21 protein-coding genes are annotated in these 21,303 nt (G+C 72.8%); 13 read left to right on the plus strand and 8 right to left on the minus strand.

Annotated elements, in window-relative coordinates; genetic code table 11:
• The first annotated feature begins 87 nt into the window (after positions 1 to 87).
• Positions 88 to 2,820: an excinuclease ABC subunit UvrA gene (locus tag NQ707_RS07235; protein ID WP_129358052.1), complete on the plus strand. Its 2,733-nt coding sequence runs from the start codon at positions 88 to 90 to the stop codon at positions 2,818 to 2,820.
• A 250-nt stretch (positions 2,821 to 3,070) separates the two neighbouring features.
• On the opposite strand, the gene NQ707_RS07240 is transcribed toward NQ707_RS07235, so the two are convergent.
• The gene (locus NQ707_RS07240; protein WP_100463505.1) at positions 3,071 to 4,744 is read right to left on the minus strand and encodes a cell wall metabolism sensor histidine kinase WalK; all 1,674 of its coding nucleotides are present in this window, start codon (positions 4,742 to 4,744) and stop codon (positions 3,071 to 3,073) included.
• Positions 4,744 to 5,499 (minus strand): response regulator transcription factor, encoded by a 756-nt coding sequence (locus NQ707_RS07245; protein ID WP_058731667.1) that lies wholly within the window; start codon positions 5,497 to 5,499, stop codon positions 4,744 to 4,746. Before NQ707_RS07245 ends, NQ707_RS07240 begins: the two co-directional genes overlap by 1 nt.
• A 160-nt stretch (positions 5,500 to 5,659) precedes the next feature.
• Between NQ707_RS07245 and NQ707_RS07250 the strand changes: the two genes are divergently transcribed.
• The 5 genes from NQ707_RS07250 to NQ707_RS07270 all read left to right on the plus strand — a co-directional run bounded on the left by NQ707_RS07250 (position 5,660) and on the right by NQ707_RS07270 (position 12,487).
• Complete coding sequence (locus tag NQ707_RS07250) at positions 5,660 to 6,688, plus strand: hypothetical protein (RefSeq protein WP_404435262.1); 1,029 nt, start codon at positions 5,660 to 5,662, stop codon at positions 6,686 to 6,688.
• 779 nt (positions 6,689 to 7,467) lie between these two features.
• Entirely contained in the window at positions 7,468 to 7,968 is a 501-nt protein-coding gene (locus NQ707_RS07255; protein WP_061225116.1) for a hypothetical protein, read from the plus strand.
• Between the two features lie 280 nt (positions 7,969 to 8,248).
• Positions 8,249 to 9,619, plus strand: coding sequence for a glycosyltransferase (locus tag NQ707_RS07260; RefSeq protein ID WP_404435263.1), 1,371 nt, complete (start codon positions 8,249 to 8,251; stop codon positions 9,617 to 9,619).
• Positions 9,620 to 9,667: 48 nt separating this feature from the next.
• Positions 9,668 to 11,815 (plus strand): glycosyltransferase family 39 protein, encoded by a 2,148-nt coding sequence (locus NQ707_RS07265; RefSeq protein WP_058743661.1) that lies wholly within the window; start codon positions 9,668 to 9,670, stop codon positions 11,813 to 11,815.
• A gap of 192 nt (positions 11,816 to 12,007) precedes the next feature.
• Positions 12,008 to 12,487, plus strand: coding sequence for a pyridoxamine 5'-phosphate oxidase family protein (locus NQ707_RS07270; RefSeq protein ID WP_129358053.1), 480 nt, complete (start codon positions 12,008 to 12,010; stop codon positions 12,485 to 12,487).
• Between the two features lie 90 nt (positions 12,488 to 12,577).
• Here NQ707_RS07270 and NQ707_RS07275 read toward each other — a convergent pair whose 3' ends face one another.
• Genes NQ707_RS07275 through NQ707_RS07285 form a run of 3 tightly spaced genes read right to left on the minus strand, consistent with a single transcriptional unit; the run spans position 12,578 to position 14,116 of the window.
• Complete coding sequence (locus tag NQ707_RS07275) at positions 12,578 to 12,925, minus strand: hypothetical protein (RefSeq protein ID WP_058731714.1); 348 nt, start codon at positions 12,923 to 12,925, stop codon at positions 12,578 to 12,580.
• Positions 12,912 to 13,571, minus strand: a complete 660-nt coding sequence (locus NQ707_RS07280; protein ID WP_129358054.1) for a hypothetical protein — start codon at positions 13,569 to 13,571, stop codon at positions 12,912 to 12,914. Before NQ707_RS07280 ends, NQ707_RS07275 begins: the two co-directional genes overlap by 14 nt.
• Positions 13,568 to 14,116 carry an RNA polymerase sigma factor gene (locus NQ707_RS07285; RefSeq protein ID WP_165590127.1) on the minus strand — a complete coding sequence of 183 codons (549 nt, stop codon included), beginning with the start codon at positions 14,114 to 14,116 and terminating at the stop codon, positions 13,568 to 13,570. The genes NQ707_RS07280 and NQ707_RS07285 overlap by 4 nt, the downstream gene beginning before the upstream one ends.
• Before the next feature lie 367 nt (positions 14,117 to 14,483).
• Between NQ707_RS07285 and NQ707_RS07290 the strand changes: the two genes are divergently transcribed.
• The 5 genes from NQ707_RS07290 to NQ707_RS07310 all read left to right on the plus strand — a co-directional run bounded on the left by NQ707_RS07290 (position 14,484) and on the right by NQ707_RS07310 (position 16,863).
• Positions 14,484 to 14,969, plus strand: coding sequence for an Asp23/Gls24 family envelope stress response protein (locus NQ707_RS07290; protein WP_058731711.1), 486 nt, complete (start codon positions 14,484 to 14,486; stop codon positions 14,967 to 14,969).
• A 141-nt stretch (positions 14,970 to 15,110) separates the two neighbouring features.
• Positions 15,111 to 15,293: a hypothetical protein gene (locus NQ707_RS07295; protein ID WP_058731710.1), complete on the plus strand. Its 183-nt coding sequence runs from the start codon at positions 15,111 to 15,113 to the stop codon at positions 15,291 to 15,293.
• Positions 15,294 to 15,296: 3 nt separating this feature from the next.
• Positions 15,297 to 15,707 carry an Asp23/Gls24 family envelope stress response protein gene (locus tag NQ707_RS07300; protein WP_081046368.1) on the plus strand — a complete coding sequence of 137 codons (411 nt, stop codon included), beginning with the start codon at positions 15,297 to 15,299 and terminating at the stop codon, positions 15,705 to 15,707.
• A 5-nt stretch (positions 15,708 to 15,712) separates the two neighbouring features.
• On the plus strand, positions 15,713 to 16,267 hold the full coding sequence (locus tag NQ707_RS07305) for a DUF6286 domain-containing protein (protein WP_058731709.1): 555 nt from the start codon (positions 15,713 to 15,715) through the stop codon (positions 16,265 to 16,267).
• Positions 16,264 to 16,863: a hypothetical protein gene (locus tag NQ707_RS07310; protein WP_058731708.1), complete on the plus strand. Its 600-nt coding sequence runs from the start codon at positions 16,264 to 16,266 to the stop codon at positions 16,861 to 16,863. Before NQ707_RS07305 ends, NQ707_RS07310 begins: the two co-directional genes overlap by 4 nt.
• 209 nt (positions 16,864 to 17,072) lie before the next feature.
• On the opposite strand, the gene NQ707_RS07315 is transcribed toward NQ707_RS07310, so the two are convergent.
• From NQ707_RS07315 to NQ707_RS07325, 3 genes are all read right to left on the minus strand, one after another.
• Complete coding sequence (locus tag NQ707_RS07315; RefSeq protein WP_100463510.1) at positions 17,073 to 17,699, minus strand: hypothetical protein; 627 nt, start codon at positions 17,697 to 17,699, stop codon at positions 17,073 to 17,075.
• A 103-nt stretch (positions 17,700 to 17,802) separates the two neighbouring features.
• Positions 17,803 to 19,119: an MFS transporter gene (locus NQ707_RS07320; RefSeq protein WP_100463511.1), complete on the minus strand. Its 1,317-nt coding sequence runs from the start codon at positions 19,117 to 19,119 to the stop codon at positions 17,803 to 17,805.
• Between the two features lie 7 nt (positions 19,120 to 19,126).
• Entirely contained in the window at positions 19,127 to 20,221 is a 1,095-nt protein-coding gene (locus tag NQ707_RS07325; RefSeq protein ID WP_061225111.1) for an aldo/keto reductase, read from the minus strand.
• A gap of 179 nt (positions 20,222 to 20,400) precedes the next feature.
• On the opposite strand from NQ707_RS07325, the gene NQ707_RS07330 reads away from it, so the two are divergent.
• Together NQ707_RS07330 and NQ707_RS07335 are read left to right on the plus strand one after the other, a co-directional pair.
• Positions 20,401 to 20,838, plus strand: a complete 438-nt coding sequence (locus NQ707_RS07330) for a CrcB family protein (protein WP_064725748.1) — start codon at positions 20,401 to 20,403, stop codon at positions 20,836 to 20,838.
• Positions 20,835 to 21,239 carry a CrcB family protein gene (locus NQ707_RS07335; protein WP_058731457.1) on the plus strand — a complete coding sequence of 135 codons (405 nt, stop codon included), beginning with the start codon at positions 20,835 to 20,837 and terminating at the stop codon, positions 21,237 to 21,239. Before NQ707_RS07330 ends, NQ707_RS07335 begins: the two co-directional genes overlap by 4 nt.
• Positions 21,240 to 21,303: the final 64 nt, after the last annotated feature.

Raw genomic sequence — 21,303 nt, forward strand, 5'->3', positions numbered from 1 at the left:
GGCCACGACCGTTCGACTCCACGGCTCCCCGCCCCTCCTCCACCCATGCCCACCTGCCCCTCCCCACCGGCGTGGTAGGCATGGGACATGCCCACCGACCAGCCCAACGCTGCCCCCGACGCCCCCACATCGCCCACCGCCGTCCAAGTCTCACCCACCCCCGCCACCCCCGCCCCCGACGTCGTGCGGGTGCGCGGGGCCCGCGAGCACAACCTGCGCGACGTGGACCTGGAGGTCCCGCGCGACGCCATCGTCGTGTTCACCGGGGTCTCCGGGTCCGGGAAGTCCTCGCTGGCCTTCGGGACGCTGTTCGCCGAATCCCAGCGGCGCTACCTGGAATCCGTGGCCCCCTACGCCCGTCGGCTGATCGACCAGGCGGGCGTGCCGGAGGTGGACGCCGTCGAGGGCATGCCCCCGGCCGTGGCCCTGCAGCAGCAGCGCGGCACCGGCGGCTCCGCCCGCTCCACCGTGGGCTCCGTGACCAGCCTGTCCAACGTCCTGCGGATGCTGTACTCCCGCGCCGGGATCTACCCCGCGGACCAGCCCATGCTCTACGCCGAGGACTTCTCGCCCAACACCCCGGAGGGCGCCTGCCCGGAATGCCACGGCATCGGCCGGGTCTACGACGTCACCGAAGACCTCATGGTCCCGGACCCCACCCTGAGCATCCGCGACGGCGCCATCGCCTCCTGGCCCGGGGCCTGGCACGGGCAGAACCAGCGGGACATCCTCGTGAACCTCGGCTACGACATCGATGCGCCCTGGCAGGACATGCCCGCTGACGCCCGCGAGTGGATCCTCTACACCGAGGAGCGTCCCACCATCCCCGTGTACCGGCACGCCGAGAGCCCGGAGGCGGTGCGGCGGCTGAAGGCCGACGGCGCGGAGCCCAGCTACCGGGGGACCTTCGTCGGGGCGCGCCGCTACGTGCTGGACACCTTCGCCGGGTCCAAGTCCGCCGCCGCCAAGAAGCGCGCCGCCCGCTTCCTCACCGGCGCCGTGTGCCCCGCGTGCCGCGGCCGGCGCATCAAGGCCGAGGCGCTGAGCGTGACCTTCGAGGGCCTGGACATCACCGAGATCTCCGCGCTGCCCCTGCACGAGCTGCGGGACCTGCTGGCCCCCGTGCTCGACGACGCCTGGACCCCCACCGCCCCCGAGGACGTCCGGGCCGCCGCCCTGCCGGATGAGGCCGCCCGCCGCGCCGCCGTCGAGGCCCGGGTGGCCGCGGGCGGCTCGGCCCACGCCGGCGGCGGGGACGTGCGCACCACCCCCAATCTCTCCGCGGAGAAGATCGCCGCGGCCCGCAGCCTGGTCCGGGATCTGCTGGCCCGGCTGCGCCCCATCCTGGACCTCGGCCTGGGCTACCTCTCTCCGGACCGCGCGACCCCCACCCTGTCCCCGGGGGAGCTGCAGCGGCTGCGCCTGGCCACGCAGCTGTCCAGCGAGCTGTTCGGCGTCGTCTACGTCCTGGATGAGCCCTCCGCCGGGCTGCACCCGCGGGACCGGGAGGCGCTGCTGGGGATCCTGCGGGACCTGCGCGCGGCCGGGAACAGCGTGTTCGTCATCGAGCACTCCCTGGACGTCATCCGCGCCGCGGACTGGCTGGTGGACATCGGCCCCGGCGCGGGCTCCGACGGCGGGCGTGTGCTCTACAGCGGGGAGCCGGCGGGCCTGGCGCGGGTGGAGGAGTCCGTGACCCGCCGCTACCTCGCTGACGACGCCGCCCGCCCCGAGCCCGCGGGCCGCACCCCCACCGGGTGGCTCGAGCTGACCGGGGTGCACCGGCACAACCTGGACGGCACCGACGCGCGGATCCCCCTGGGCTGCCTCACCGCCGTCACCGGGGTCTCCGGGGCGGGCAAGTCCACGCTGGTCGGGCAGGCCCTGCCGGAGCTGCTGGCCCGCGCCGGGGCGAACGCCGCCGGGGGTGCCGCCCACCCGGAGGAGACCGCCGAGCAGGCCCCGGATGAGGCGTCCCTGCTGCTGCAGACCGACGCGGAGACCACCCGCGGCGCGGTGGCCGGCGACGTCGCTCGGGTGCGCCGCGTCGTCGGCATCGACCAGAAGCCCATCGGGCGCACGCCGCGCTCCAACGTGGCCACGTACACGGGCCTGTTCGACCGGGTCCGCCGCCTGTTCGCCGGCACCGACGAGTCCCGCAGCCGCGGGTACAAGCCCGGCCGGTTCTCCTTCAACGTGCCGGGCGGACGCTGCCCCACCTGCGAGGGGGAGGGGTGGATCATGGTCGAGCTGCTGTTCCTGCCCAGCGTCTACTCGCCGTGCCCGGACTGCCACGGCGCCCGCTACAACCCGGAGACCCTGCAGATCACGTGGAACGGGCGGAACATCGCCGAGGTCCTGGACCTGACGGTCGCCGAGGCCCGGGAGTTCTTCGACGAGGTGCCGGAGGTGCGCCGCACCCTGGAGGTCCTCGACGACGTCGGTCTGGGCTACGTGCGCCTGGGCCAGCCGGCCACGGAGCTGTCCGGCGGGGAGGCGCAGCGGGTCAAGCTGGCCGCCGAGCTGCAGCGCAGCCACCGCGGGGACGCCCTGTACGTGCTGGATGAGCCGACCGCGGGCCTGCACCCGGCGGACACGGACCGGCTGCTGGCCCACCTGCAGCGACTCGTGGATGCCGGGTCCACCGTGGTGGTCGTGGAGCTGGACATGCGGGTGGTGGCCCAGGCCGACCACGTGATCGAGCTGGGTCCCGGCGCGGGGCAGGACGGCGGCCGGGTGGTCGCCGCCGGCACCCCGCGCGAGGTGGCCGACGGCGCCGGCGCGAGCGCGAGCTACCTGGCGGCCCAGCTGGGGGAGTAGGCCGGGCCGGAGGGTTCCGGTCTCGGGGAGGGGTCTGGTCTCGGACTCGGGGCTCCGGGGTCCCGGTTTTCCCGCGCGAAGACCCGCCGACCCGGCGCACCCGTTCCCACCCTCCATCGACCCGGCGCATCCGTTCCCAAGTTTGCCGTTCCTGGGAACGAATGCGCCGCCTCGCCGCCCGGGGAGGCCCGGATGGGAACGGATGCGCCGGGTCGGTGAGCCGTCTGGCCTCCAGCCCCGGGCCCCTCGGCTACGACGCCGTCGCCGTCGCCGTCGGGAGGCGGACCTCGAACTCGGTGCGGCCCGGGCGGGATGCCACCGCGATCCGGCCGCCGTGGCTCTCCACGATGGCTTTGACGATCGCCAGGCCCAGGCCCGTGGTGCCGACCTCCCCGGAGCGAGCCTGATCCGCCCGGGCGAAGCGGGAGAAGATCCGCGGGAGGAAGTCCGGGTCGATGCCGGGGCCGTCGTCGGTCACCGTCAGCACGGCCTCCCGGCGGTTGGCGCTGACCCCCAGGGCCGTGGTCACGGTGGTGCCGTCGTCGGTGTGCTTGCGGGCGTTGGACAGCAGGTTCATCAGCACCTGGCGCAGCTGCCGGGGGTCCCCGCGCACCACCACCGGCTCCTCGGGAAGCTCCAGGGCCCAGCGGTGCGAGGGGGCGGCCACCTGCAGGTCGGAGACGCTCTCCACCACCAGCTCGGTCAGGTCCACGTCCTCGCTGACCGGCTGGTGGCCCTGGTCCAGGCGCGCCAGCAACAGCAGGTCCTCCACCAGGGCCGCCATGCGCTGGGACTGGGAGTCGATCCGGCCCAGGGAGCGCTGCCCGTCCCCGGTGAGGTCCTCGGTCCACTTCAGCAGGTCGGAGTACCCGCGGATCGCCGCCAGCGGGGTGCGCAGCTCGTGGGAGGCGTCCGCGACGAACTCCCGCACCCGGTCCTCGGAGCGCTGCCGCGCGCTCAGCGCCGAATCCACGTTCTCCAGCATCAGGTTCAGCGCGTGCCCGACGGCGCCGACCTCCGTGCTCGGGCGGGCATCCGCGGGAGCCACCCGCGTCTCCGGGGGCAGCTGGCCCGCGCCCAGATCCAGCTGGGAGACGTCCGTGGCGACGGCGGAGACCCGCTCCAGCGGCTTCATGGTGCGCCGGATCGCCCAGGAGCCGAGCAGCCCGGCCAGCACCAGGGCGGCCGCGCTGACGCCGACGGTGATCAGCAGCAGGGTGGTCAGGGTGCGGTCCACGTCCGCGGTGGGCAGCCCGGTGATCACGGTCTGCCCGCTGGCGTCCTTCTCCGCGAGCGCCAGGTAGTCCCCCTGGGACAGGCTCACCCGCTGCGCCTCCTTCCCGACCGGCAGGTTCAGCAGGGTCTGCTCATCGGCGGCGGTCAGGGCGACGGCGGAGCCGCGGGTGTCCAGCATCCCGCCGAAGACGAACTCGCCGCCGACGACCCGGGCGTTGAGGGTTCCGGCGGCTTGGCCCGGGGCGTTCAGAGGGTTGGGGGCGGTGGAGGAGGGACTCGGGGTGCTCGTGGCCGCATCCTGGCCGCCGTCGGCTCCCCCGGCGGAGCCATCGGCGCCGGTGCCGTCCTGGCCGCGGTGCGGTCCGGCGAAGCTGGTGGCCCGGTCGGAGGCCTCGGCGAGTCGGGTGCGCAGCTGTCCGGTGAGGTTCGCGTCCATCGCGGCGTAGCTGGCGGCGCCGATCACCAGGCACGCGATGCCCAGGAACGCCAGGAGGATCGCGATCAACCGGGTGCGCAGCCGCCACCGGCCCGGGTGCAGCAGCCCGGCGCGCGCGGGGGCCGCCGGGCGGCGCGGGGCCGTCGCGGAACCGCTCGCGGCCGTCCCGCCCCCGGCGGCCCCGGTCGCGGCCGCCTCATTCGTCGCCGGCCCGCGCGGGGCGGGGGTGGCGTCGTCGTGCGCGAGGGCCATCAGACGGCGGGTTTGATGACGTACCCGGCCCCGCGCACCGTGTGGATCATGGGTTCGCGGCCGACGTCGATCTTCTTGCGCAGGTAGGAGATGTACAGCTCCACGATGTTGGCCTGTCCGCCGAAGTCGTAATTCCACACGCTGTCCAGGATCTGCGCCTTGGACACCACGCGCTTGGCGTTCTCCATGAGGTAGCGCAGCAGCTCGAACTGCGTGGCGGTCAGGGTGATCTCCTCCCCGCCGCGGGTGACCTCGCGGGTGTCCTGGTTCAGCACCAGGTCCCCGACCACCAGCTCGGCGTCGTCCACCGCGGCGACCCCGGAGCGCTGCACGAGCCGGTGCAGGCGGATGATCACCTCCTCCATGGAGAAGGGCTTGGTCACGTAGTCATCGGCCCCGGCGGCCAGGCCCTGGATGCGGTCATCCACGGAGTCCTTGGCGGTCAGGAACAGGCACGGGACCTCCGGCTGGAAGGCGCGGATGCGGGAGAGCAGCTCGACGCCGTCGTACCCGGGCATCATGATGTCCAGCACCAGCACATCGGGGCGGAATTCGCGGGCGGCGGCGAGGGCGGAGGGGCCGTCCCCGGCGGAGCGCACCTCCCACCCGGTCATGCGCAGGCCGGAGCCGATCAGCTCGGCGAGCATCGCCTCGTCGTCGACGACGAGCGCCCGGATGCGGCTGCCGTCCGGGTGCTCGAGGGCGGGCAGGTTCCGGGCGAGCTCGGTGGCGGAGGCGGCGGTGTTCTGGCTCATGCTCCACACACTAGCCCGCGGTCTGCCCGCCACGGGGGCCTGGGCGGCGTCTCGGGGCCAGGTCACAGCAACCCGAACACGCCGACACAGCCGGGGCACAGGCGGCCTCCGGATCGTCGGTAGGGACCAACCACGGACCCGACCGAGAGGATCCCCAGCCATGACCACCCGCGACTCCGCACAGCATCCGCAGGATGACGCCCGCCGATCCGCCGAGGAGGCGGCCCGCCGCGCCGAGGACGCCAACCGTTCCGCCGACGGCGTCCACCGTTCCGAGGGCGTCCACCGTGTCGACGACGGCTACGGCGTCGACGACGTCCGCCGCACCGAGGCCGGCTCCCGCCGCCGAGAGGCGACCCGCCCCGCCGCCTCCTACCCCGCCACGCACCGACAGGAGACCGAGCCGATCGCCGGGGGTCCCGCCCCGGCCTGGGGCGCTCCCGCCGAGGAGTGGGAGCGAGCCCGGGACCGCAGGGCGGGGCGCACCTGGAGCACCCGGAAGACCGCGGCGACGGCGGCCATCGCGATCGCCGTGACCGGCGGCGCGGCCGCGGCCGCCTACGGGCTGTCCTCCGCCGCGGACTCCTCCAGCTCCCAGGGCCAGGGAGGACCCGGCGGCATGGGCGGCGGGATGGGTGGCGGCCAGGCGGGCGCGGGCCAGTCGGGAGACGGCTCCGGCGCCGCGGGTCAGTCCGGGCAGCAGGGCGGCACGGGCCAGTCGGGGACGGGCCAGTCGGGGACCGGCCAGTCGGGCACGGGCGCCGGCGGCACCGCGCAGGGCGGCGCACCGGGCATGGGCGCTGCGGGGCTGGGCATCGCCGGCGGGCAGCCGCTGTATTCGCAGAGCGTCACCGAGCAGAACGGCGAGTACGTCACCACCATCACCCAGACCGGCACGGTGGAGAAGATCTCCGACTCCTCCGTGACCGTGAAGTCCTCCGACGGGCACACCCAGGTCTACACCGTGTCCGATTCCTCCCTGGTGAGCGGCATCTCCACGGGGGATGAGGTCATGGCCTCCGGGACCAAGAAGGACGACGCCGTCACCCTCGTCTCGCTGCAGGCCGCCCAGTCGGGGACGGGCTCGACCGGCTCGGGTTCGTCCGGGGCGGGTGGGGCCTCCGGCGGGCAGGGGGCCGCGGGCCAGGGCTCGGGGTCGTCGTCGGACTCCTCCGGGACGGACTCCTGACCCAGCCCCTGATGGTGAGGAATATCACTCTCGGGGGGTCTCGGCGCGTGACCAGGGGAGACGCCCCGCACCCGCGATGGCGCGGGGGCTGGGCGTCTCCTTCGGGTTGCCTCACCTCGTGGGGGAGAGCACGATGGTGTCTCATCCGCGGGGCATCGGCTCCATCAGGACCGTCAGCCCTCCCGTTCTCCCCGCCTCCGGCGTCATGGGACGGGCTCGCACCCGCGGACGCTCCCGGTCCGCGCTCCGGGGCTTCGCTGCCCCGAGACACACTTCTGCCGGATCCGGAGGGCATGGATGCGGTCTGCGCCCGCGGTTGTGGTTCCCGGGGGTGCAGACCGCATCGTCTCATCCTCGCGGTACCGCGCTCTCGCCCGGCCTGCTCGAATCGATCGGGGGAGAGGGCGAGGCCGCGGCGGGCGCGTCCCGCGTCGGCACCCCGAGCTCGGGCTTCGACCGTAGGGTCCTGCCTCGAAGCCGCCCGCGAGGGATGAGTTTGACGGAGCCCACATGATGTCTGACACTTCTCATCAGGCACCGGATCGCGCTCCGTGGTGTGGGCCTGCGTGCCTTGTCGAGGGGGTCGCGATGCCGCTTCCCGTCCTGCCCCGACCTCGGATGCTGATGGCATCGCGAGGCTCGGGTGCTGCGGATGGAGCCGGAGGATCTGAGCGCTCCGCCGGATCTGATGAGCGGCACCCGGTGCCCGGAAGAGACCGGGTCCTCTCGATGACATCAACCCACGGGCATTGGGCGTTTCGATGATCAGGTCCTCACCGATGGAGTGGCATTTCGGATATCTTCCGGCGGGGACGGCTGGGCTCATCCTCAGTTCGGCGGCGACGAGGATAACGCTGGCGGCAACCTCTGAGGAATCATACGCCTGGGCTTATTCGTATGCCCTGACCTTCGCCGCCTGTCTTCTGCTGGGCGCAGTACACCGGATCAGGTTGCGCCCCTGGCATGCCGAGTACACGCAGGGTGTGAAGACATTCAAGATCACGAGGAGCGGGGTCAGGTCCACCGGTTCCCTGCGCATCGACAGACCGATGGAAGAGGCGCAGGAGGTCTTCCTCCTCGGTGTCGCGACCGTCGAATCCGTGAAGTTCGATGGGCGCGATGGTCGCATGCTGCACTTCCGCCAGGGGTTGTCCATCAGATCATGGGGCGAGAAGTTCACCGCAGAATTCACCGAAGAGGGCCGGGGCGTGTCCGTGAAGCTGACGGCCAGGCCATCCGTCAAGACCACGGTCCTCGACTTCGACCAGGGAAGATCATGATCTATGAGATCCTCTCGGCGGTGGATGCCCAGAACCGACTGCAGGGGGCGATTTCTCGTTGAAGAGGGGCGATGCTGGACTCGCTCTTCAAGAACCCCCATGCGGATGACGATCCCGTCTGAGCCCTCTGAGACAGCGCAACGCCGTAAGGACCGCCGTCTCGCCTGACCAGGCCACCCGCTGCTGCCCCAGCCCCCATCCCGCCCCGCCCCTCCGCAGTCACAGCAACGGCACAGCAGCGCCACACAGGCGGCACACACCGGGCCTCGACGCTGGTCCCATGACCACCACAGCCCCCACCCCCCAGTCCCTGACCTCCCGCACCGCGGCCGCCGCCCGCGTCGTCGACATCGGCCGGGACCCCGTGGACACCCGCGGACCGCAGCCCGTGCTGGACGTGACCATCCCCGTGTACAACGAGCAGACCGACATCGAGGCCTGCGTGCGCCGGCTCAACGCCTACCTCGCCGAGCACTTCCCCTACACGTACTCCATCACCGTCGCGGACAACGCCTCCACGGACGAGACCCTCGTGATCGCCGAGCGCCTCTCCCGCGAGCTGCCCGCGGTGCGCACCGTGCACCTGGACCAGAAGGGCCGGGGCCGGGCGCTGCGCGAGGTGTGGACCCACCCGGCCGCCGCCGTGCTGGTGTCCATGGACGTGGACCTGTCCACGGACCTCGCCGCCCTGCAGCCGCTGGTCGCCCCGCTGATCACCGGGCACTCGGACCTGGCCATCGGCACCCGCCTGAACCGCAGCTCCCGGGTGGTCCGGGGGGCCAAGCGCGAGTTCATCTCCCGCTGCTACAACCTCATGCTGCGCACCTTCATGGGCGCCCATTTCTCCGACGCCCAGTGCGGCTTCAAGGCCATCCGCGCCGACGTCGCCCAGAAGCTGCTGCCCTACACCGAGGACGCCGCCTGGTTCTTCGACACCGAGATGCTGGTGCTCGCCGACAAGGTCGGCCTGCGCGTGGCCGAGGTCCCCGTCGACTGGACCGATGACCCCCACTCCAGCGTGGACGTGGTCAAGACCGCCACGGACGACATCAAGGGCATGATCCGGCTGTCCAAGGAGATGGCCACCGGCCGGATCCCGGTCAGCGCCCTGCGCGCGGAACTCGGCCGCGGAGCGATCGCCGGGCAGTCCAACGCCCTGTTCTCCCAGGCCGTGCGCTTCTGCGTCGTCGGCGTCGGCTCCACCCTCGCCTACCTGCTGATCTTCGTGCTGTGCCGGATGACGATGAGCGCGCAGTGGGCCAACTTCCTGGCCCTGATCATCACGGCCGTGGCCAACACCGCCGTGAACCGCTTCTTCACCTTCGGGGTCACCGGCCGCGCCGGAGCGGCCAAGCACCAGCTGCAGGGCCTGATCGTGTTCTTCCTCGGCTGGGGCCTGACCGCCGGGGCCCTGGCGGGCCTGGACGCGCTGGGCGGGAACCACCCCGTGCTGGAGGTGATCGCCGTCGTCCTGGCCAACCTCGCCGCGACCGTCCTGAAGTTCCTCCTGTTCCGCTGGTGGGTCTTCCGCCCCCGCGAGGACGCCGCAGCCGAATCCGCAGCCGACGCCGCCGAGGCGCGCCTCGCCGGCACTCCCGAGACGGTGCGACCGGCGGAGCCCGCCGAGGCCGACGCCGCCCGCGCCGCCTGAACCCACCCCTGACCCCCTCCCCAACCCCTTGATCCTTTGAGGAGCACCATGCTGACCCAGAGAACCCCCGGCCGCTTCCGGCGGCTGATCGCCGGGACACCCGGCGAACCGCGATGGCTGAACCCCGCCGTCGCCCTGATGATGCTCGGCACCGCCGTGCTGTACCTGTGGAACCTGACCATCTCCGGCTGGGGCAACAGCTTCTACGCCGCCGCCGTGCGTGCCGGATCGAAATCCTGGACGGCGATGCTGTTCGGCTCCCTGGACGCCAACAACGGCATCACCGTGGACAAGCCGCCGGCCGCCTACTGGATCCCGGCGCTGTTCGCCCGCCTCTTCGGCTTCAGCTCCCTGACGGTGCTGCTGCCGCAGGCGCTCATGGGCATCGCCGCCGTGTGGGTGCTGTACCTGGCGGTCAAGCGCACCAGCGGCAAGATCGCCGGGCTGATCGCCGGAACCCTGATGGCCCTGACCCCGGTGGCCGTGATGATGTTCCGGTTCAACAACCCGGACGCGATGCTCACCCTGTGCCTGACCCTCGGCGCGTACTTCACCATCCGCGCGATCCAATCCGACCCGGCCCGGCGCTTCGCCTCCACCGGGTGGCTGTTCGGCGCGGGACTCATCCTGGGTCTGGCCTTCCTGGTCAAGATGCTCCAGGGCTTCCTCATCCTGCCCGCCCTGGCCCTGGCCGTGCTGGTGGCCGCCCGCGGCGGATGGGTGCGCAGGATCCGCGATCTCGCGGTGGCCGCGGTGGGCGTGTGCCTGCCGGTGCTGGCCTACGCCGCGGTGTTCTACGCCTGGCCGGCCGATTCCCGCCCGTACATGGCCGGCACGGAGAACAACTCCTTCTGGGAGCTGGTCTTCGGGTACAACGGCCTCGGCCGGATCTTCGGCGGCTCCGGCAACGGCGGCGGAGGGGGCGGCGGTGGCGGCTCCATGTTCGGCGGCTCCACCGGCGTGCTGCGGATGTTCAACTCCGGCTTCGGCCCGGAGATCTCCTGGCTGCTGCCCGCCGCCGCGGTGCTGCTCGTGGCCGGCCTCTGGTTCACCCGCCGCGCCCCGCGCACGGACGGCACCCGCGCGGCCCTGCTGGTCTGGGGCGGCTGGCTGGTGATCACCGCCGGGATCTTCTCCTTCATGCAGGGCACCATCCACCCCTACTACGTGGTGGCCCTGGCCCCGGCCGTCGCCGCCCTGGTGGCCATCGGCGGCGTCGAGCTGTGGCGAGGACGCGAGTACGCCCCGGCCCGCTGGACGCTGGCCGGAACCCTCCTGATCACGGTGATCTGGAACTTCGCCCTGCTGCGCAGCGCCGGGGCGGACTGGCTGCCGTGGCTGCCCTGGGTCATCCTGATCGGCGGGTCCCTCACCGCGGTCGCGATCGCGGCCGGTGTGCACCGGCTGCGCCCGGGCGGCTTCCGCCGGATGGGTACGGTGCTGGCCCTGGCCGCGCTGATCTTCGGCGGCCTCGGCACGGCCTCCTGGGGTGTCGCCACCGCGGGCCAGGCTCACACCGGCTCCACCCCGTCCTCCGGGCCGGCCGTGGCCGGTGCATCCGGGATGGGCGGACCCGGCGGCGGCACGGGTGGTGCCCCCGGCGGCGGGGCCGCGGGGCAGACCGACGGCGCCCAGACGGATGGCACCCAGACGGACGGAACCCAGGGTGGCACCGGTCAGACCGGCACCGCGCCCGGGGGTGCCGCCCAGAACGGCACCTCCCAGGACGGAACCGGTCAGAGCGGCGCGGGCCAGACCGGGACCGACTCCGCGCAGACCGACGCGTCCGCGTCCGGAACCTCCGACGGCACCCAGACCGACGGGGCCCAGGGCGGCATGGGCGGCGGCATGGGCGAGTCCAACGCCGAGCTGACCGAGCTGCTGGAGAACGCCGGCACCGAGTACTCCGCGGCCACCATGGGCGCGACCGGGGCGGCGAACTACATGCTCGCGTCGGACACCGAGGTCCTGGACATCGGCGGCTGGAACGGCTCGGACCCGTACCCCACGCTGGACGAGTTCAAGCAGATGGTCTCCGAAGGGAAGATCCACTACTTCATCGCCGGCGGCATGGGCGGCGGCGGGATGGGTGACTCCAGCTCCTCCGCCATCCAGCAGTGGGTCCAGGAGCACTTCACCGCGACGACGGTGGGAGGCACCACGGTCTACGACCTGACCTCCTCGTCCTCCTCCTGACCCTGCGCACCCCGTAAGAGGGACCCGACGCCGCCGCCCATGATGTTGGGTGGCGGCGTCGGCTCCGTCCGCCGTGCGCGCAACCGGCCCCGCACCCTGGCCAACGGGAGCGGGGCGGCGGAGCATGGGAGGCGGAACCACCCGCCGTACGAGCCCCGGGCTCGGCGGCACCCCAACCCCAGGAGGAGAACCATGGCCGAGGAACTGACCCGCGCGGACATCGTCGAGATCATGCGCGGCGAGCGCTTCGTGATGATGGCGTCCGTCGCCGCCGACGGCACCCTGCAGTCCTACCCGATGACCCCGCAGGAGGTCACCGAGGAGGCCGTGGTGCGCTTCTTCATCGGGCTGCAGGGGGATCAGGCGGAGAACCTGCGGAAGAACGGCCAGGTCAACCTCGCCTTCGCCGAGGCCGGATCCTGGCTGTCCGTGTCCGGGACCGTGGAGTTCGAGGAGGACCGGGCCACGATCGATCGGCTGTGGAACGACGCCGCCGGCGCCTGGTTCGAGCACGGCAAGGAGGATCCGAACCTCGGGGTGCTGCGCTTCGAGGGGGAGTCCGCCCAGTTCTGGGGTCAGCCCGGTGGGCGCGCGAAGGCCCTCGGCGCGATCCTCAAGGCCAAGGTCACCGGGCAGCGCCCGCAGGGCTCCTCGGAGACCGTCGAGCTCTGAGGACCGACGGGCCTCGGTGATCCCGGGGCCCAGCAGAGCGTCGAGCCTGCGCCGCGGTGAATCTGCGGCGCAGGCTCGCGCTGTCTCGGGCTATTCCGTGCCGAGGATCGTGAGATCCAGCAGGGCCGGTGCCCGACCCGTCTGCTCGAGCACCGCCGCCTCCACCGCGTCGCGCAGACGACGGTGGATCTCCAGGAGGGAACGCTCCCGCCGGACCGTGATCTCCGCGTAGACGCGCACCCCGGCGTCGGTCTCGGAGACCCGCAGCCCGTCCACCCGCTCGCGGGCCTGCCCGCGGCGCAGGCTGGTGACGAACTGGGCCAGGGTCGGCTCCCGGCGCACGACGTCGGGGTCGGCGTCGAGGACCTCGGCGATCCGGTGGATGAGGCTGGTGGGCGCCTGCCCCTGGGGGGCGGCGGCCGTGCTAGACGCGATCATTGATGTCCTCGATCTCCAAGTCCACCGTCTGGGCTGTCAGTCCCAGCTCATCGCGCAGATCCTCCACGATGGCGGTGCGCAGGTTCCGGTCATAGCTGGTGTAGACGCTCTCCGGGGAGATGTTCATGCTCACCCGCAGGTGCAGGGGCCGCTCCCCGTCCGGCAGGGTCTGCTCGGTGCTGACCCGGCAGCGCCGGGCGGTGAGACCCGGGAAGGAGTCCACGGTGCGACGCACCCGCGCGGCCACCGCGGCCTGGCTGACGAACAGCTCCGAGGAGTCGGTGCGGAACGCCAGGACGGGGTGGGACCGGCGCACGTGCATCCGGGCGAAGCCCATCACCCGCGAGCGGATCGAGGGGGCCGGTGCCAGCTCCTGCTCCTCGGCCCGGGCCGCATCGGTCAGGGCCGCGAGGGACTGCAGGCTGTGCCGGGCCTGGGTGCAGTACTCGCAGCTGCGCTGGTGCTCATCGGGCGGGCCGTCCAGGGTGGCCCAGATCGAGTCGATGGGGCGCCCGCAGCCCAGCAGCTCCTCACCCTCGTCGGGCGCGGCGGGGTCCGAGGGGCCGACGACATGTGGTTCCGGGGCGGCGGGGCCCGTGCCGGACCGCTGCCGTTCGGGGTCGACGTCCTGGTGCTGGCTGCTCATCGCCACGCCTCCATTCCTTGCGCCAGATTCTTCCGGGTGCGGGCCAACCGGCCCCGGACCACGGTTTCGCTGACTCCGAGCGTCTCTGCCAGTTGATTGTAGGAGTACCCGTGCAGCTCCCGGAGGATCCATACCAGCCGCTGATCCTCGGGGAGGGTCTGCAGCAGCCGGTTCAGCTGATCCATCCCGGCCCGGCTCTCCGCCCGGCGGTGCGGGTCCTCCCCGGCCGCCGCCGAGGGGATGCGCTCCAGGGTCTCGTCCTCCACCGCCTGGGTGCCGCGGCGGGAGTCGCTGCGGATCGCATCCTTGCAGCGGTTGGCCCCGATGCGCAGCAGCCAGGTGGGGAAGGTGACCGGCTCCCGGAGGGTCTCCAGCTTCTGCCACGCGTAGATCAGGGTTTCCTGGGTGACGTCCTCCGCTTCGGATCGGTCCCCGAGCATGCGGTAGGCCATGCGGAACAGGGAGGTCTCGTAGCGGATGACCAGGGACTCGAAGGCCTCCAGGTCTCCGTCCTGGGCGCGCTCCCCGACCGTTGCGAGGTCCATGTCCTCGAGGTCGGGCCCTGCGGGCTCGTGCCGGACCATGCCGTGGTTCCCCTCCGTTCGTCGGTGGTCGCTGCTGCTCGGTGGCCGTGTCCGGGGATTCCGCGGGGTCGCGGGCCGGGCGGCTGCCCTCCCCAGGGTACGTGACGCATCTGACGTCGCCCCTCGGGGTTCTCCCCCGGCGTACTCCGCACAATCCCGGTCCGACTGGGGACGATGCGGTCCTCCGGGCTCCCGCGGGGAGGTCCGCGGGCACCCCTCCGGGAAGCCGCCGGAAAAAAATCTCGAGAACCTGCGTGAGGATTCCGCACGGGCGGCGTCTGTACTGGTGACCGTCGCCGATGGCGGTCATGAGGAAGGAGTCATCGACATGGCCAACACCAACGACATCAAGTCCACCACCTCCTCTGCTCAGCAGAACGGGCAGCGCTCCGAGGACAAGGGGGCCAACAACAGCCCGCTGCAGACCTCGCAGGGCACCACGACCATCAACGACACCGTGGTCGCCAAGCTGGCCGGCATCGCCGCCCGCGAGGTCGGTGGGGTGTACAAGATGGGCAACGCCGCCCGTCGCGCCTTCGACGCCGTCTCCGAGCGGATCCCCGGCGCCCAGACCTCCGTCTCCGGCGGCGTGTCCGTGGAGAAGGGCGAGCGCCAGGCCGCGGTGGACCTGTCCATCATCATCGAGTTCGGCGCCTCCGTCGTGGACGTCGCCCGCTCCATCCGCCGCAACGTCATCTCCACCGTGGAGCAGGCCACCGGCCTGGAGGTCGTCGAGGTCAACATCAACGTGACCGACGTGCACCTGCCCGAGGAGAACGACGACAACGAGGACGAGGGCAAGCAGCTCCAGTAGTCCTCCCCGCCACCCCAGCGGGGGCGGCATCCCCACCGGCCGCGCCGACGCGCCGCGAACCACCCGCACAGCTCCGATCCGTCGGACCTTCGCGGGGCGCGGCGGCGCGGCCCTCTGGACACTCATCTCTAAGGATTCATCATGAACACCACTCGTTTCGGTCTGCTCGTGGGCCTGGTCCTCGGCATCGTCGCCGCCTTCGGGACCTTCTCCATGTTCCTGATCGTGGTGCTCTTCGGCGCGATCGGCCTGGTGGTCGGTCTGGTGCTCGAAGGCCGCCTGGACCTGCGCTCCCTGATGGGCAAGTCCTCCGACCGGAGGTGACCCATGGCTGAGACCACCACCGCGGGCCGCCGCGCCGCCGACGCGCAGGCCCCAGCGCCCGACGAGCGGGGACGCACCGTCCTCGCCGAGCGCGTGATCGAGAAGATCGCCGCGCAGATCGCCTCCGAGCAGCCCCACATCGGGGGCACCTCGGGTGGGGTCCTGGGCATCGGCAAGCAGGAGAGCCTCTCCGCCCGCCCCTCCGTCAAGGTGGAGCTGACCGGGCGGATCGCGACCCTGGCCCTGGAGGTCGGCGTGCGCTACCCCGCACCCATCCGCCAGGTCACCGAGGACCTGCGCGAGACCCTGCGCCGGCGCGTCAGCGAGGCCACCGGCGTGCAGATCCGCCAGGTCGACATCCGCGTGGGCTACCTGCAGCCGCGCACCGAACAGGGAAGGAGGGAGCTGCTGTGAAGGGAATGCGCCAACGTCCCACCCGGCTGACCCCCGTCATCGTCACCTGCGTGGTGCTGCTCGCCCTCGGCGCGCTGCTGATCTGGCTGTCCGTGGACCAGCTGAGCTCCGGACGCTGGATGCCGCAGGTCGACGACGCCGTGGACGGCGCCTCCGGGCTGGCCTGGGATTCCCCGGTCGGCTGGACCGTCGCCGTGATCCTGGTGCTGCTGGGTCTGGTGCTGCTGATCGGGGCGATCGTGCCCGGTCGCCACCACGCCGCCCGGCTGAGCCTGCCCGTGGCGGAATCGGTCGCCGTGGACGGGAGCACCGAGGCCGTGATCACCAACAAGTCCCTGGCGGGGCTGGCCTCCGCCGAGGCCTCGCTGGTGGACGGCGTCACCAAGGTCAGCTCCTCCGCGGATCCGCGCTCCGTGATCGTGCAGATCACCACCCCGCTGCGCGAGCACCGGGACATCGTGGAGGAGGTCCGCGGCAGCGTCCAGCGTCGGCTGTCCGAGGCCGGGGTGACCCCCGTGCCGAAGGTCCGCGTGCGGGCCGTGACGAAGGAGATGTCATGAGGAAGAGAGCAGGCGCGCTGAACCGCGCGTGGCTGGCCGTGATCGGCCTCGTCCTGCTGCTGGCCGGGGCCTTCTGGATCCTGACCGCCGCCGGTCTCGTCTCCTCCTGGGGACTGAACGGCTTCGACGCCGGATCCCAGCCCCTGCAGGGGGCCTCGGACGTGCTGGGGCAGCAGTGGCTGCCCGGCGCGGCCCTGGCCGCGGGGATCGTGCTGGTGCTGCTGGCCGTGTGGTGGCTGGCCGCCCAGACCCCCCGCAAGCAGGAGGCCTCCCCGCTGCAGCTGCACCGGGACGCCCGCCAGGGCACCACCGTGATGCCGGCGTCGGCCGTCACGGATGCCCTGGAGCAGCGGGTCGAGGACCTGGAGCATGTGACCCGGGCCAAGGCCGTGCTGCGCGGCACGGCCCGCGCCCCCGAGCTGGCCTTGGACGTCACCGCCAATGAGCGGGTGGACGTGCAGGAGCTGTTGGGCGCCATCCAGCAGGAGATCCTGCCGGAGGCCGCCCAGGCGCTGGAGCAGCGCTTCACGAATCTCGGCGTGCAGGTGTCGGTCTCCCGGGAGACGGCCAAGCGCCATCAGGTCGTGGTCGCCTAGCCGGCGCACGCGGATCCGGGTGCCGTCAGCTGGGGATCCGCCCGGCAGGGCGGAGCCGACCATGGGGCCGACCATAGGGGGTGGTCGACCGCGGCGGTGCCGCGGGCCTTCGGGGGAGGGTCCGCACCGCCACGGAGGGGCCGTTCCCGCGTCGTCATCGACGGCGTGGGAACGGCCCCTCCTTTTTCTCTGCGCGCAAGCCCGCGGTCTCAGCCGCCCGCGGGCAGGCGCACCGTGCTGGTCAGGGCCGTCAGGCACGGGGTGCGCGGGGTGGAGCCGAAGCCGAACTGCGGGGCCGGGTCCACCGGCGCCAGGGGTCCGGCGTCGCGCCCGCGCCACCGGACCCGGGAGTCGGCGATCCGGTGCAGGTCCGCGGCCGCGTACCACTCGGTGCGCCCGTTCCCGGCGGTGCCCAGGGTGCGCACCCCGGGCAGGAGCCGGCGGGCGACGGCGTCGGTGATCCCGGCGAAGCTGCGGGAGCGGCCCACCGGCCCCGGCACGGCGCGCAGCAGCAGCCCCAGGGGGTCCCGGGCCCCGACGGCGAAGTTCCACTCCAGGGGCCCGGCCGAAACCTCCCACCGGGAGGCCCGCCCCGTCCCGGTGCGCGCCAGGCGCACGGGCAGGACGCGGGCGTCGTCGAAGGTGTAGGTGGCGCTCACGAAGTCCCGGACCCACGGGTCCGGGGCCAGCAGCTGGCGGGTGCCGTCCGGGTGGGCGAGCATGACGTCGGCGAAGGGTCCGTGGGGCGTGGTGTGCCAGGCTCCCAGGACCAGGCGCAGCCCCGAGGCGGTGCCGACCCCGGCTATGTGGCCGGTGAAGCGCTGATCGCGGTGCATGGAGCCCATCCTGTCACCATCGATGTGGAAGCCGGCACCGAGTGAGCACGGGGCCGACCCGGTGCCGGTTCAGCGGCGGGTCGGCTCCCGGGTCGGCGTCGGCTCAGCGCCGCGGCCCGGGCAGGCCGGTGCGCCGCCCGGTGGCCGCCGTCCACACGGCCCCGCCCAGGGTCACCGCGCCCGCGCAGATCAGGGCCGCCGGCAGGCTGGCGATGCTCAGCAGCGCGGAGACCAGGGCGGGTCCGCCCAGCTGCCCGGCATTGGTGAACACCGCCCACACCCCGAGGAACCGGGCCCGGCCGACCGCGGGGCTCAGGTCCGCCCCGATCGTCATGTTCACCCCGGCGCCCAGGCCGTTGCCCACCGCCATCACGACGACGGCCGCGACCAGCCCCGCCACCGTGGGCACGGCGCCCATCAGCACGAAGCCCGCGCCGAACACGGCCAGGCACGCGGTGAGCACCGCGACCCGGCCCAGCCGGTCCTTCAGGTACCCGCCGGGGAACATCAGCACCAGCTCGATCGCCGCGCCCACCGCCACCAGCAGGGAGATCCCGGATTCGTGCAGCCCGATGGACGCGCCCCACAGCTGCACCATCAGCGGCTGCAGCACCCGGGCCACGGCCAGCACCAGGATCCCGATCCCGGCCAGCCAGACCGCGTGCCAGTCCACCGCCAGGGCCCGCAGGGACGGGCGCGGGCTCGCCGGTGCGGGCTCGGCCCGTTCGGCCAGATCCGCGGCCGCCTCGGCGGGTCCCTCGGGTTCGGCGGCCCCCGTGGCCGCCCCGATCTCCGGGACCGGCTCCTCCGTACCCGCGCGGGAGGAGCGGGCCGCGGCGTCGTCGAAGCCGCGGTTCAGGGCCGGGATGTTCAGGATGACCACGGCCAGCACCGCGCACAGGCAGGAGAACACGTACACGGACCACAGCGGCAGCCACACCAGCAGCGCCGCGCTGATCAGCGGGCCCAGCAGGTTGCCCACCCGCATGGTCCCGCCCAGGGCGGTCATGGCCTTGCCCAGGTGGGCCGGGGGCATGTGCTCGGCGACCACCGCCTGCCGGGCCAGGCGCCAGATGTCCTCCACGGGGGCGCGCAACAGCAGCAGGACGATGTACAGGGTCAGGGCCAGCGGCTGGGCCAGGGGAGCGGCCAGCGCGAACACCGTCAGGGCGGTGACGACGACGGCCGCGACCGTGCCCAGGGTCATCGCCCGGCGGTCCCCGACCCGGTCGATGAGGATGCCCACCGGGACCGTGAAGATCAGGGAGACCGCGCCCATCAGGGTCACGGTGCCGCTGGCCAGGGCGTTGCCGGCCCCCAGCTGCAGCGCGGCCAGCACGTACACCGGGATCGTCGCCCCGATGCCGATGGAGAACAGCAGGGACGGGACGAGGACCGGCCAGAGGATCGGCTTCAGCACGGGCGGCTCAGTCGTCGTCGCCGGACGCGCCGTCCGATGCGCCGAAGACGTGCTCGCGCTGCTCCGCGAAGAACTCCTTCTCGGTCGGCTCCGGGCGGTCCTGGCCGTTCATCAGCCGGTGCCACAGCGGGTAGTAGGCCGGCAGCTGGGAGGCGCGGGTGATGCGATCGCGGGCCTCCTGCGGCAGGTGCAGTTCGGCGGCGTCCAGGTCCTGCTCCAGGTGCTCCTGGCGCCGGGCCGCGATCACCGTGCCGGCCACCCCGGGGCGACCCAGGATCCAGGAGATCACCACCTGCGGGATGCTCCACCCCAGCTCCTGGGCGATCTCGTCGAACAGCTCGATGAGGTCGTAGGCCCGGTCCCAGTCCGTCACGTGTGGCTCGGGCCAGCCGGTGCCCTGCCGGGTGTCCGACGGCGTCGGGCGCCCGCGGCGCACCTTCCCGTTGAGCAGTCCCTCCCCGAGCGGGGACCAGCCGAAGGTGGCGACCCCCAGGTCCCGGGCGGCCGGGATGATCTCGTACTCGATCTCCCGGGCCTCGGGGGTGTAGTAGACCTGCTGGGCGATCGGGGCGGGCAGACCGGCCATGCGGGCCTCGTACACGGTCTTCGCCAGCTGCCAGCCGCTGTAGTTGGACACCCCCCAGTAGCGGATCTTCCCGGCCCGGATCAGCTGTGCCATGGTCTCGATGGTCTCCCGGATGGGGGTCTGCCCGTCCCACTGGTGCAGGTACAGCAGGTCCAGGTGGTCCGTATCCAGGCGGCGCAGGGAGTCCTCGACGGCGCGGGTCAGGTGCAGCCGGGAGGCCCCGGAGTCGTTGGGTCCGTCCCCGACGGCGGTGCGGGCCTTGGAGGTCAGCACGATCTCCTCCCGGTGCCGGCCGAGGATCCGGCCCAGCACCTTCTCGGAGTCCCCGCCGTTGTAGATGTTCGCGGTGTCCACGAAGTTCACCCCGCGCTCCAGGGCGGTCTCCAGCTGGCGGGTCGCGGCGGCGTCGTCCAGCCCGGCAATCTCCTCCATGCCGCCGCCGGAGCCGAAGGGGATGGTGCCCAGGGCCAGGCGGGAGACGTACAGCCCGGAATCGCCGAGTCGGATGTGGTCCACGGTGGTGCTCCGTTCGCGAGGGGATGCGTAGTCCTCCCATTGTGCTCCCCGTTTCCGGGCTCCTCCGGCGCTCCCCGGCGCTCTCCTGCTCCGGGGGCGTCGGGGTCGGGGGAGGGACTACCGTGGAGACGGATCATCTCCGGATCCGCCGTCCATCCGTCCGACCTGAGGAGGCAGCCGTGCGCCCCCTGCATCTGAGGTTCCGCTACCTCGGCCTCGCGTTCCTCGGCGGCGCGCTGGGCACGGGGCTGCGGTACGGGCTGACGCTGCTGCTGCCCGGGGCCGGTCAGGGCCGCGGGGCGGTGCTGGTCGCCAACGTGCTCGGCGCCTTCCTGCTGGGCCTGCTGCTGGAGGGTCTGGCGATGCGCGGCCCGGACCAGGGCATCCGGCGCACCGGGCGCATCCTCGTGGGCACGGGCCTGCTCGGCGGGTTCACCACCTACTCCACGCTGTCCGAGACCACCGTCCAGCTGCTGGGGGAGCGGGGCCTCGGGGTGGGGCTGGCCTACCCGGCGGCCACCCTGGTGCTGGGGCTGGCGGCGGCCTTCCTCGGCGTCGCGCTGGGGCACCGGCTGGTGGCCCCGGCCTCCCCGGAGCGGGAGGTGCAGGACGCATGAGCCTCGTCCTGTTCCTGGGCGTGTGCCTGGCCGGAGGGCTGGGTGCCGCCGTGCGGATGCTGCTGGACGGGCTGCTGAAGTCCGCCGTCGCGGCAGGTTCGGCGCCGCTGCGCGGGTGGGCGGCGTTCCCGTGGGCCACCGGCGTCATCAACGTCACCGGCTCCTTCCTGCTGGGCCTGGTCACCGGTCTGGCCCTGGGTGGGCTGGTGTCCCCGGTGTGGCAGGCGGTGCTGGGCACGGGCTTCCTCGGCGGGTACACCACCTTCTCGACGGCGATGGTCGAGACGGTGCGGCTGGTGCAGGAGCGCCGGTGGGGGCTGGCCGCGGCGAACCTGCTCGGGGTCATCGGCCTCGGGACGCTCGCGGCCTGGGGCGGGATGCTGCTGGGGCTGCACCTGTAGCTCCCGACCCCTGTCGGCCGTCGGCCCGGCACCCTATTCTGAGGCTATGCGAATCTTGTCGCGA

The sequence above is a fragment of the Rothia sp. BD8 genome (assembly GCF_044878465.1).
Classification (GTDB): domain Bacteria; phylum Actinomycetota; class Actinomycetes; order Actinomycetales; family Micrococcaceae; genus Rothia; species Rothia kristinae.